This is a genomic window from Gordonia sp. (in: high G+C Gram-positive bacteria), assembly GCF_020438995.1.
In the GTDB taxonomy this organism is placed as follows: domain Bacteria; phylum Actinomycetota; class Actinomycetes; order Mycobacteriales; family Mycobacteriaceae; genus Gordonia.
Genome location: NZ_JAGQTN010000094.1, coordinates 1 through 12,134, shown reverse-complemented (window position 1 = coordinate 12,134; position 12,134 = coordinate 1). Strand labels below are relative to the sequence as shown.

Sequence of the window (12,134 nt, the reverse complement as noted above, 5' to 3'; positions counted from 1 at the left end):
GTTGATCGGTCACGAGCTGCTCCTGGTCGTTCCGTTCGACGAACACGACCTCGCAGTGGCCGACAACTTCAATGACCTTCTTGCCCGGGCCTATGTCTTCGATGAGGACGACGGCGTCAAGGTCCTGCTGCGGGAACGTGGATTCGTGGCGATGCGTAAGCCTGCGTGACAAGGGTGTCGGCGATCATCGGTGCTGGTCGTCGGGTCGCCGGGGAATCAGCGCGGTGACCAGGACGAAACTGAGGGTCACCAGCAGGGTCCACGAACTGAACTTGCCGATGTGGACGAGCTGCCAGCCGGCTTCCTGGCCGGGGTACTGCCATGCACCGAAGTAGGTGGCGATGTTCTCGGCGATCCATAAGAACAGCCCGATCAGGACGAACGACAGCGGCAGCGGCATCCAGTACCGGTCGTCGCCGACTGTGAACCACACACGCATTCGGATCGTGGCGAGCAGGAACGCCACCAGCAGGGGGAACCGGAAGTCGCCGATCAGGTGGTGGGTGAAGAAGTTCACGTAAGCCAGCATGGCCAGGGTGCCGACGACCGCGATGCGGTAGTTGCCGAGGCCGAGGTCGAACCGGCGAAACGCCTGGCAGATGTAGGAGCCGACCGCGGCATACATGAACCCGGCGTACAGCGGAACCCCGGCGACTGTGGCGATACCGGATTCGGGGTACTCCCACGACCCGGCGGCGACTTTGAAGATCTCCAGTACCAGTCCGAGGATATGGAAGATGCAGACCACCAGCAGTTCGCGTGGTGTCTCCAGGCGGGAGGCCACGAACATCACCTGCACCGCGACGAGAAAGACCAGCAGCGCGTCGTAACGCAGGATCGGTGCGTCCCAGTATCCGCGCAGCAGTGTCGACGCGGCGATTCCTGCGAGGACCACGATCGCGAATGCACAGCACTGCAACTCGATCCACACGAAACGACACAACTGCGCCACGTGGTGAGCGACGACGCGGGGACGTCCGCGTTGCGCCGCAGGTGCGGACTCGACACTGCCGGTCGTAACGTCTGGGTCTCGGCCGGTCACGGGTCGATTGTGCACTACATACAGTCAGTGGAGGACGTCAAAGTACCAGAGCCGGTATCCGGTGGACCGACTGATCCGGCATGCGGCGATCGGTGCGCCCTAGGGGCGTCAGCTGCGGGTGAGAAGCGGGACGAGTGCGGCTGTCTTCTCGTCGGTCCAGCCGGGCGGTTGCAGGATCTGGGCCCATGCGTAGGGGACGGCGGCGAGGAAGGTGTGGCCGTGTCCGTCGGGGACGTTGGTGGACACGGCCATGTCTGCCGACACCTGAAGGAACGTGACGAACGGGATCCAGCGGGTGGACGGCAGGACGTCGCGGCCGCGCTTTTCCGTGAGCCAGTCCGGCTTGTTGAGCAAGAGCCGCGGTGACCACCAGGTGATCGGGTCAGAAGCGTGCTGTAGGTAGACCACCCGGTCCTTGTCCCACGGTGCGTCGGGACGCTTCAGATCGGAGGGGTCGGCGACGAACCGGACTTTGGCGCCGTTATTGAAGATCGGCAGCCACTGCGGGCTTCCGTCGTCGCGGTTCGCGGTGGCGTCGTTCCACACGGTGTTGCTGAATGTGGGGCCGACGAACAGTGCGCCGTTGGTACGTGCCGTGATTGACGGGATGGTGCCGAACGCCGATTCGCCTGCGAACGATCCGAGGCTTTCACCGAACACCACGACCTTGGGCCGTTCATTGAGCGGCATCGCACGGATGCGCTCGTCGACAGCCTCGAACAGGGCCAGACCCGCTTTGCGTGCCCTGTCCTGGTCGGCCAGGAACGACAACCAGCTCGGCAGGAACGAATACTGCATGCTCACGGTGGCGGTGTCGCCGTTGAACATGTACTCGATGGAGTCGACGGCCGACCGGTTGATCCAGCCGCTGCCGGTGGTCGACCCGATGGCCACCACCTTGCGCTTGAGGCCGCCGGTACGTTCGAGTTCACGGGCTGCCAGTTCGGCACGGTCGTACACGTCGTCGGCGGAGTCGAGGCCCGTGAACACCCTGATGGGTTCGACGGCCGGTGCCTTGTTGAAGGCGGCCAGTTGTTCGGTGGTGGGGCCGGTACCGATGAAGGTGCGGCCCTGCCGGCCCAGCGAATCCCAGCTGACCAGCGATCCGGGACCTCCTGAGCGCAGCTGTGATGTGGTCGGATTCGTGTCCGCGTGGGTCTCGCCGTTGGCCGCGGCGAACGCGGAGTTGAGCGCCCGCATGGAGTAGTCGACGATCACACCGTTGACCAGGAAGACGGTGACCAGGACGACGATGCTCGCGGCGACGACCCGCGCGACCCGGGGCGGCATGATGCGCCGACTGCCCGCGCCGATCCAGCGGATCAATGCCGCCCAGCCGCGCCCGAGCGCCATCAGGATCACGAAGACCACGACCGCGACGACGATGATCGTCGGATATGCCCACCAGCTGAGTTGCTCCACCCCCATCAGCTCCCGGATGTCGTGCTGCCAGTCCGAGTACCAGAAGATGACCATGATCACGGTGCCGACAATCGCGACGACGCCGGTGACGGCCCAGACCCGGGGACCGGGCGATGGCCACCTGGTCTCGCGGGAGAGCAGGTAGCGCACGATCCACGCCGCGAACACTCCGAGGAGGTAACCGATCGCCGCGGATCCTCCGGTCACAACGCCCTGGAAGAGGGGGCCGCGCGGGAGCAGTGACGGCGTGGCCGACAGCCAGGCGAAGATCACCGCGAGGATGACGCCGGTGAACTCGAGCCGGGCCAGGAGTCCGCGCAACCGCGACGAGGACGGCGTGGAGTCGGGCGTCGGTGGAGTGCCGGGACCGTTGTCGGTGACGTCCTGGGTATCGGTAGCGGACAAGTGATCCCCCCATCAGCGGGCATGGTCTGGAGCCGCAGGCCTCGCTGTGGCTTGTCGAGGATAGCTGACCAGACCGTACACCGGAATGGTCGTCCGGAGGCGCGACGATGCGCAGTTGTCACGTGTTTGCCGGAAGGACTCCGGTAACGTACGTCGCGATGCCTAACGATGAACAGAAGCCCGATGGTGAGCAGACGCCCAGTGGTGGGCAGAAGCCCCGTGGTGAGCAGACGCCCCGCGGTGGGCAGAAGCCTAGTGGTGAGCAGACGCCGGAGCAGTTGTCCTACGAGAAGTTCGGGCGACGCTTTTTCGAGATCGCGGTGACCGAGAACCGTATCGGCGCGGCGTTCACACCGCTGGCAGGAGAAGACTTCGAGATCGGTCCGCTGGCCACCGGCCCGGGTGGCATGGTCAAGGTGCAGGCCAATGTGTCGATGGGCCGACCGGTGATCACCCGCTACGTCAACGAGTTGATCACCTTCAAGGTCCGACTGCCGCTGTCTATCAACCTGGTGGTCGACCTGCGGGTCGACAGGCTCCGTTACGACGTGACGGGCGTGGTTCCGCTCGACCTCACGGTGCGGGCGGTCGAACCGCTGTCCATCCATATCGACGTCGACACGCCCCGGCCGCGTGACGTGCAGGTCGGCGTGGCCTCACACGGGGCGAGGGCCGAGATGGTCCGGTTCGTGGCCCAGGTCGACGACGAGATCAAACGGGTCATCGCCAAGCACGTCGCACAGCAGGTCAGGACGCCGGAGATCCGTCGGGCGTGTGTCATCGATGTCGCAGGCGAACTCGACAAGGTGATGCCGACCTGACAGGCGTCATCGGCGCGGCGTCCGTGGAAAAGCGGCGAACGACGACGGTGATGATGGGTGCGATGAGCGGGAGCGTACCGCCGCCAGTGCGCAACCGACGACCACGGCTCCGCCGAGAATAGTTGTCCAAGTGAGTGTTTCGTGAAGCAGCAGCGCGGCCCACGCGATACTCAGAACCGGTTGGGTGAGTTGGATCTGGCTGACGCGCGTGATCGGCCCGATCGCCAGTCCGTGGTACCAGGCGAAGAAGGCCAGAAACATACTGACCGCGCCCAGATACAGGAACGACGCCCATTGCGTCGCAGACGCCGAGGGTGGCTGACCGGCGACGGACCACACAGTCAGAGCGGTCATGATGGGCGAGGCGAAAACGAGCGCCCACGAAATCGTCTGCCATGCACCGATCTCCTTGGCGAGTAGACCACCCTCGGCGTACCCGACCGCGGCGGCGGCGACGGCGCCGAGAAGGAGAAGGTCCGATGCCCGGATGGTTCCGGAACCGCCGTGGATCAGCCCGAAGCTCACCGTCGCCAGCGCGCCCAGCGCTGCGGTGACCCAGAAACGTCGCGGCGGATGTTCACGGGCGCGCGCGACCGCGACCAGTGCAGTGGCCGCGGGCAGCAGTGCGATCATCACCGCGCCGTGGCTCGCCGACGCCGTCGACAGCGCGTACGTCGTCATCATCGGGAAACCGAGCACCACGCCGGCCGCGACCACGGCGATGCGGCGCCACTGCGCCGGCGAAGGGACGGGGGTGCGTGTTGCCGTGAGCACGAGAGCCGCCAGCACCGCGGCGAGCACCGCACGTCCGGCGCCGACGAACACCGGCGACATCGCGTGATCCTGGACGGCGATGCGGGTCAGCGGCACGGTGAGGGAGAAGCCGGCGACCCCGACGAAACCCCACCGGAGTCCGCCCCCGCATGATCGGAGTGCGGGAGCCGACGGTAACACCGTCGGCGAATTGGTAGTAGCGCTACTGTCTAGGTTCACTACTTACGATAGCAGTTACCGAGATCGTTGTCGCAACAGAGTATCCACCGCATCCCCGATGACCTGAGTCGCGGCGGACAGGCGTGCGGGATCGGGAGCGGCGAAATTGAGGCGGACGAACGGGCCCGGCGGCTCGGAAGGAAACCACTCGTCGCCGGCGGCGATGATAACCCCGGCCCGTTCGCAGTCACGGACGAGTTCGCCGGCGTCGAGGGCATGGGGGAGCCGCGCCCACACGTTGAGCCCGCCTCGCGGTGGGCGCTCGACGGTCAGTTCCGGGGCCTGCTCGGTCAAACTGTCCAGGAGCAGATCGCGGCGGGCGCGCAAGGCGTCGGACAGGAAGCGGCGATGCGTGCGCCAGGCCGGCGACAACACGACCTCGAGCGCGGCCTCCTGGAGAACGGGACTCACATACATCGCGTCCGCACTGTGATAAGTGGCGATGCGCTCACGCACCGGACCGCGGGCGATGATCGCCGCCACCCGCAGCGCGGGCGACACACTTTTGGTCAGCGACCGAAGATAGACGACATGACCCGAATCGTCGCCCGATGCGAGCGGAACCGACGGCGCGTCGATCCCGAAGTCGTGGGCCCAGTCGTCCTCGATGAGGAACGCTCCCCGGGCGCCGATCACATCGAGGACACCCTGCCGAATCTCCGCAGACCATTGAGCGCCGGTCGGATTGGCGAAATTGGGCTGGGCGTAGAAGACCGTCGCCCCGGACAGGTCGAGGGCTCGCGCCAGATCGTCGGGATCGGGTCCGCCGGGACCGGATGCGATCGGGACGACCGTCGCGCCCGCCTGTGCGGCGGCGGTCATCGCTCCCCAGTACGTCGGGGACTCCATCACGACGGGCCGTCCGGCGCCCACGAGTGCCCGCAGGATCGCACACAGTCCGCTCTGGCTCCCCGGCACGATGACTACATCGCGTTCCGTTGCGGGAGTCACCCCGGATAGTGCGGTATCCGCGAGCTCGGCCGCGAACCAGGATCGCAGGTCCGCGATTCCGGCGGTCGGCGCCCGCCGCAACGCCGACTCCCCCCGGGAGGCCCTGACCAATGCTGATCGCACCGCACGTTCGGGGAGGAGTTCGCGGGCGGGATACCCCGAATGCAGGCCGATGGCGTCGGCGGGTATGTCGCGCAACGGTGTCGAGATCGTCGGTATGCGGTCGGCTGGTGCACCCAGAGTGGTTGTCTGCCAGCCATAGTCGGGTTGCCGCAGGCGTGCTGACTGCCGCCGGACGAACGTGCCCGCGCCGGGCCGTGCCTCTACCAGCCCCATTCCGGCCAAGGTGTGCAGCGCCTTCTGGACCGTCACCGGGCTCGCACCGTACCGGGCCGCGAGCGTCCGGCTCGACGGCAGTTGCGTGCCCGGCGACGCGCCGCTGATCCAGGTGCGGAGTTCGGCCACGATCCGGTCAGCGCTACTGATTGCCACGTCCAGTGACAATACCGCTACTGATCAGGGCTGCCGGACTCCGCGCCCGAGTCGGTCAGCGGGCGGCCTGCCCGCAGTCCACCGGCAGTAGGACGCCGGTGATCATATTGGCGTTGTCCGATGCCAGGAACAGGACCGCATCGGTGATGTCCTGCATTTCGGCGCGCCACTTGGTGCCCGGCATATTGGTCTCCGAGGAGAACTTCTCGTACGCCTCGTCCATGTCCATGCCGAGTTGCTTCGCCAGGCCCACGACCATGCCCGAGCCCTGTCCGAGGCCGGGCCTGATGGTGGCCGGCGCGATGCCGTTCACGTTGATGTCGAATTCGCCGAGCTCGAACGCCCACGCGGCGATCAGCCCGTTGAGCGCGTACTTGGCGGCGACATAGTGCGACAGATTCGACGTCCCGGCGCCGGTGACACCGGAGGTGATGTTGATGATCTTTCCCGATCGACGCTCGATCATGTTCGGCACCAGGTACTTCACCACGTACATGTGGCCCTTGAGAACGGTGTCGATGACGGCGTCCAGGACATCGCTGCGCATGTCCTGGATGGTGTCGAGCGCGGCCACCCCGGCGTTGTTCACGATGACGTCGATGCGGCCGTCAAAGAATTCCAGGGCTTTGTCGACCGACGCCTTGACCTGGGCCTCATCACGTAGATCGCACGGCAGGGCCAGTGCTTTGACGCCGCGGCTTTCGACTTCTTTCACGGCGGTGTCGAGCATCTCCTGGTCGGCGAGTTCGTAGACGTTCTCGATGGGCTCGGTGATGTCGAGCAGCGCCACGTTGGCGCCGGCGTCGGCGAAGGCCTTGGCGTGGTTGAATCCCTGCCCCTTGGCGGCGCCGGTGATGAACACGTTGAGGCCTTCGAGGCCCCGCAACTGTGCGGACATGTGACGGACTCCTTTGTCGGAAAGACTCCGGCGTCCCCATCGGCGCCGATAGTAGTTATGAGACTAGCGCCTAAATGGTGAGGATTGGTGGGAATCAGGAATTTCCGTCCGGCCCCACCGAATCCACCGACTGGGGGCGGGCCAACCCGAGCATCGCCGACTTGGTCAGGCCGCCGTCGACGACGAGTACCTGGCCGTTGATGTACCTCGCGGCCTCCGACGCCAGGAACAGCACTGCCCCGGTGACGTCCTCGGCCGAGCCGAGTGTGCCCAGCGGGACCCTGCTCCGGCGTAACTCGCGGACTTGCGGATCGGCGTAGATGGCCTCGGACATGCCCGCGTCGATCAGGCCGGGAGCGACGGCGTTGACCCGCACCCCGCGAGGCCCCCACTCAAGCGCCATCTGCTCGGTCAGCGTATTGATCGCACCCTTTGTGCTGGTGTACGCGCCGGCATTGGGGGCCGCCGAAATCCCGTTCACTGACGAGATATTCACGATCACACCGCCGCCGGCGGCGATCATGAGAGCCGCCGCCACCCGCGAGGTGAGGAAGGTGCCGGTGAGGTTGACGTCCACTACCGACCGCCAGTGGGCCTCTGGCAGTTCCAATAGTGGACCGAAGCGGACGATGCCCGCATTGTTCACCAGCAGTGACGGCGCCTCGGGTAGGGCCGCGAAGGCCGCGTCCAGCGACTCGCCCGAGGTGACGTCGACCTGGTGTGCCACGGCGCCCTCGCCGATCCCGGACGCGACGGCCTCGGCCGCATCGCCGTCGAGATCCCAGACGGCCACCCGGTAGCCTGCCTTCGCCGCGTGTCGCGCGATCGCCGCACCGAGTCCTGAACCCGCCCCTGTCACCACTGCCCATGCCATGTCGCGCAACCTTCCCTAGATTCTTAGTCGGTGTAATACTAACGTCGTCAGGGAACAGTGTGACCGGCTACGCGAGAACTCTGCGGGCCGACGACATCGCACGCCGTGCGCGCGTCAGTTCGGGTGCCGACGTCCACTCACGGGACTGGACTTCCACGCTGATGGGCATCATCGCCGGGACCTGTGCGATCAGCTCCGCCAACGGCAGGGTCCCGTCGCCGGGAAATCGGCGGCCATGGCGGGCCTCGAATGCCAGTGCCTCCGGATCATCATGTGGCGGTACGAGGTTCGAGTCAGCGTCGCAGATCTGCAGGTACGACAATTCGGTGGCGGCCGTCGTGCGCAGGTCCGTGGGTGAACCGCCCGACCGGTCCAGATGCAGGGCGTCGACCAGAACGGCGATGTTGTGCGCGCCGTCCGCCCGGACCGACGCGGCGATACCCAGCGCGTCAGCGAGCGTCCTGATCTCGGTGAACGCCATGAACTCCAGCGAGATCGAGCACCCGAACGGCTCGATCAGGTCCGCGAGCAGCAACAGTTCGTCGCAGGTACGTCCCGGGTCGCGATGATGACTGACCGTCAGTAGCCACTCCGGACGTAACTGCTCGGCGATATCGATCAGGCGCCGGTGGTTGTCGAGGGGAATGTCCGGAGACAACCGGATCACCTCGAGATCGAGTAGCCGCAGCCCCGTGTCGTCGATTGCCCGCCGTAGCCGCGGTGGTGCGATGCCGCGGTCGGCATCGAGGTCCCAACGCAATCCGAGCGCATCGAAGCCCGCAGTACCGGCTACCTCGACCGCGGTGAAATGATCGGCATCCAGGATTGTCGCCGCAGCCAGGGAGAGCGGGTGACCGCCGGTCATCATGCTTCCAGACCAGCGGTATCCACGCCCAACTCGGTGAGCGCCGACATATACGCACCCACCGAACGAAGCTTGATATCTTCGTATCCCTTGATCAGCTCGGGCGTTGCCGCGATCGTGACCGCGTGATCGTAGTTCTGGCTGGTGAGCGTGTCGGCGAGCCCGGTGACGGTGCCGAGGTAGTGGTCGGCCAGGCGCCGTTCGAGACGGCGCATCCGGGTGTGGCCGAACGGGTCCAGCGGGGTGCCGCGCAGCTTCCGGCCGCGGGCAAGCAGCCGCAAGAGGCCATGTGAGCGGGGCGAGAAGCCGACCTTGGTGCTACGGCCCAGCGCACGCAGTGCAGGCGGGTGCAGACGGTAGGTGAGATTGTGCGCGCCGGGCACCTCCCGTTCGACCGATGCCACGAAGGCGGGGTCGGTGAGCATCCGGGCCACCTCGTACTCGTCCTTGTACGCCATGAGCTTGTGCAGGTTGCGCGCCACCGTCTCGCTCAGCGTGTGGCGCCCGACCATGGGCTCGGCGTCCCACACCCGCTGGATGGCAGACACATAGGCAGAGGCCAGCCGCTCGCCCTGGAAGGCGACCAGCCCGGCGGCCCGGCGTTCGGTGAGTTCGCGGGTCAATCCTGTCATCGTGCTGCCGGCGAACAGATGGTGTGGTACTACCGTGTCACTGCGCTGCGGTGGCCGGGCGTCACCGGTGTGTGCGGCGAAAGCCGTGGGATCGGCCACCGCGACTCGGCCCCATTCGAATGCCGTCTTGTTCGCCTCCACCGCCACACCGTTGAGGTCGATCGCGTCACGAATATGCCTGGCGCCGAAGGGGAGTGCGCCGCTTTGGTAGGCGGCGCCGACCAACAGCAGATTCGCGCAGGCGGTGTCGCCGAAGAGTCGTCCGGCTGCGGCCAACGCGTCGAAATGCACCAGCGATCGTGTGTGCGGTGTCAGGCGCGCCAGCAACGATTCGGTGCCGGGATAGGCAACGGTCGCGTCGTAGACCATGTCACCGGTAGGGGTCTTGCTCGTGGAGGCCACCGTGATCGTCCGGTCCGCCCCGCCGATCGTCGTATTCTTGCCGTCCGCGGCGGTGAGCAGGTCGAACGCCAGAACACAGTCGGCGGTGCCGGGAGCGACGTGATTGGAGACGGGCACCCGCGCGGAGTTGCTGACCCGCAGATGCGAGGTCACCGGTCCCGCCTTCTGGCTCAGCCCGGTCTGGTCGAGCCCGTCGACGTGGAAACCCGCGCGCAGGGCCGCCATCCCGAGTATCTGGTTGACCGTGACGATGCCGGTGCCGCCGATACCGGCGAGAAAGATGTTGTGCGTCATGGACACCACCGGCAGGACAGGGTCGTCGACCCGCGGTGGCGCCAGAACAGGTGGCCGGTGCCGCGCCGCGCCGTCGGGAATCTCCACCGTCACGAACGACGGGCAGTCCCCGTCGAGACAGGAATAGTCGGTGTTGCAGGACGATTGGTCGATGCGGGTCTTGCGACCGAACTCGGTGTCCACCGGCTGCACCGACAGGCAGTTGCTCTTGATGCCGCAGTCCCCGCAGCCTTCGCACACCGCCTCGTTGATCAGCACCCGCGTGCGGCGCGCGGGCAGCGTGCCTCGCTTGCGTTGCCTGCGTGCGTCGGCGGCGCAATGCTGGTCGTAGATCAGGACGGTGACGCCGTCGATGGTGCGCAGCACGCGCTGCGCCTCGTCGAGACGATCGCGGTGCCAGAGTTCCACGCCGGGCGCCATCGCCGAGCGTCGATGCCGTTCGGGGTCGTCGGCGCAGATGATGATCTTGCGGACGCCTTCGGCCGTCAGTTTGTGGGTCAGCTTCTCGATGGGCAGTGCCGCCTCGGCGTCCTGCGCTCCCGTCATCGCCACGACCTCGTTGTAGAGGATCTTGTAGGTGATGTTGACCCCGGCCGCCACACACGCCTGCACTGCAAGTTGCCCGGAATGGAAGAACGTCCCGTCGCCGACGTTCTGGAAGATGTGCGGCACATCCGTGAAGGCGGACTGCCCGATCCACTGGGCGCCCTCGCCGCCCATCTGCGTCAGCCCGGTGACCTGCGAGTCGGACCGGCCCGACATGGTCACCAGGGTGTGGCAGCCGATGCCACCGGCGGCGAGCGAACCGTCGGGCACCGCCGTCGACCGGTTGTGCGGGCAGCCGGAACAGAAGTATGCGGTGCGGCTCGCGCTGAGCGCGGTGATCGGCAGTTGCTTCGGTGCGACGGGCGCGCGATCGATCCGATCAGCGAGTACCCGACGCAGGGGTGCGAGCAGCCGTTCGGACGTCAATTGGCCGCCGGCGGGGATCAACGGCTGATCACACCCGTCGCGTTTGCCGAGGATCTGTGGGCGATGGGGTGACCGGTAGAGGATGTCACGAACCTGCGTCTCGACGAACTCGGTCTTGTCCTCGACCACCAGCACCTGTTCGACGCCGTCCGCGAGCTCCCGGATTCTTCGCACTCCCAGCGGATACGGCATGCCGATGCGCAAGATCCGGATTCCGGCGGCGGCGAGACGGTCCGGTCCCACGCCGAGTTGCCCGAGCGCATCGCACACCGTGTCGTAGGCGGCACCCACGGCGACGATCCCGAGCCACGCCTCGCGGGTCGGCACCTCGATGCGGTCGACCTCGTTGGCGTCTGCGAACGCGGTCACCATCGCCCAGCGCGGTCCGTACAGGTCGGCCTCGGCGAGCAGGCTATCGGGAGGTGCCAGCAGCAGCCGCTGCCGATACGTCCACGGACGCCCTTCCCATTCGATCTGTGGAACCCTGATCTCCAGGCCGGCGAAGTCGTCCGAGAGCGTCCAGAGGCCGTCGGCGACATCGGCGGTGACCTTCATAGACGACCAGCATCCCGATGCCCGCGACAGGGCGACGGCGTGCAGACCGAACGTGACCACCTCGGTCGCGTTGCGCGGGAAGAACACCGGCATTGACAACGCGGCCAGTGAGCGTTCGCTGGCGCACGGCAGGCTCGACGATTTGGCGGCAGGGTCGTCGCCGACGAGGGCAAGAACGCCGCCGGAGGGGTCGGCGCCGTACATGTTCGCGTGCCGGATCGCATCGGCGGCCCTGTCGAGGCCGGGGCCTTTGCCGTACCAGACGCCCAACACGCCGTCGTGAGAACGGGTTTCGCCGGGGAGACCGATCTGGCTGCCCCACACCGACGTTGCGGCCAGTTCCTCGTTCATGCCGGGTACCAGCCGCACGTCGTGCCCGGAGGTCAACTCGGGCAGGCCGGCCAGCAGCCGGTCCAGTCCGGCCAGGGGGCTGCCCTGATACCCGGACACGAACGCCGCGACCCGCCGGCCATCTCGGCGGTCGCGCTCATGCTGTTCGACGAGCAAACGCGCGAT

The 12,134-nt window shown here is 66.6% G+C and carries 9 protein-coding genes; 1 reads left to right on the top strand and 8 read right to left on the bottom strand.

Annotation, left to right across the window (positions count from 1 at the left end):
• Window positions 1–184 precede the first annotated feature (184 nt).
• Window positions 185–1,042: a DUF817 domain-containing protein gene (locus KDB67_RS07905; protein ID WP_291014508.1), complete on the bottom strand. Its 858-nt coding sequence runs from the start codon at window positions 1,040–1,042 to the stop codon at window positions 185–187.
• A gap of 108 nt (window positions 1,043–1,150) precedes the next feature.
• On the bottom strand, window positions 1,151–2,869 hold the full coding sequence (locus KDB67_RS07900) for an alpha/beta-hydrolase family protein (RefSeq protein WP_291014505.1): 1,719 nt from the start codon (window positions 2,867–2,869) through the stop codon (window positions 1,151–1,153).
• Between the two features lie 278 nt (window positions 2,870–3,147).
• Between KDB67_RS07900 and KDB67_RS07895 the strand changes: the two genes are divergently transcribed.
• Entirely contained in the window at window positions 3,148–3,690 is a 543-nt protein-coding gene (locus KDB67_RS07895) for a hypothetical protein (RefSeq protein ID WP_291014513.1), read from the top strand.
• 6 nt (window positions 3,691–3,696) lie between these two features.
• Here the strand turns inward: KDB67_RS07895 and KDB67_RS07890 are convergent, their stop codons facing one another.
• From KDB67_RS07890 to KDB67_RS07865, 6 genes are all read right to left on the bottom strand, one after another.
• Complete coding sequence (locus tag KDB67_RS07890; RefSeq protein ID WP_291014510.1) at window positions 3,697–4,644, bottom strand: DMT family transporter; 948 nt, start codon at window positions 4,642–4,644, stop codon at window positions 3,697–3,699.
• A 54-nt stretch (window positions 4,645–4,698) separates the two neighbouring features.
• On the bottom strand, window positions 4,699–6,126 hold the full coding sequence (locus KDB67_RS07885; RefSeq protein ID WP_291014502.1) for a PLP-dependent aminotransferase family protein: 1,428 nt from the start codon (window positions 6,124–6,126) through the stop codon (window positions 4,699–4,701).
• Between the two features lie 55 nt (window positions 6,127–6,181).
• Window positions 6,182–7,024, bottom strand: coding sequence for an SDR family NAD(P)-dependent oxidoreductase (locus tag KDB67_RS07880; protein WP_291014500.1), 843 nt, complete (start codon window positions 7,022–7,024; stop codon window positions 6,182–6,184).
• 94 nt (window positions 7,025–7,118) lie between these two features.
• The gene (locus tag KDB67_RS07875) at window positions 7,119–7,898 is read right to left on the bottom strand and encodes an SDR family NAD(P)-dependent oxidoreductase (RefSeq protein ID WP_291014498.1); all 780 of its coding nucleotides are present in this window, start codon (window positions 7,896–7,898) and stop codon (window positions 7,119–7,121) included.
• 67 nt (window positions 7,899–7,965) lie between these two features.
• Window positions 7,966–8,763, bottom strand: a complete 798-nt coding sequence (locus KDB67_RS07870; RefSeq protein ID WP_291014496.1) for a TIM barrel protein — start codon at window positions 8,761–8,763, stop codon at window positions 7,966–7,968.
• On the bottom strand, window positions 8,763–12,134 hold a 3,372-nt coding region (locus tag KDB67_RS07865; RefSeq protein WP_291014494.1), incomplete at its 5' end, for an indolepyruvate ferredoxin oxidoreductase family protein. The genes KDB67_RS07865 and KDB67_RS07870, both read right to left, overlap by 1 nt.

What these genes read in the sequence shown, in the direction of transcription:
- KDB67_RS07880 (WP_291014500.1), bottom strand. Translation starts at nt 7,024, where the DNA reads ATGTCCGCACAGTTGCGGGGCCTCGAAGGCCTCAACGTGTTCATCACC.
- KDB67_RS07875 (WP_291014498.1), bottom strand. Translation starts at nt 7,898, where the DNA reads ATGGCATGGGCAGTGGTGACAGGGGCGGGTTCAGGACTCGGTGCGGCG.
- KDB67_RS07870 (WP_291014496.1), bottom strand. Translation starts at nt 8,763, where the DNA reads ATGACCGGCGGTCACCCGCTCTCCCTGGCTGCGGCGACAATCCTGGAT.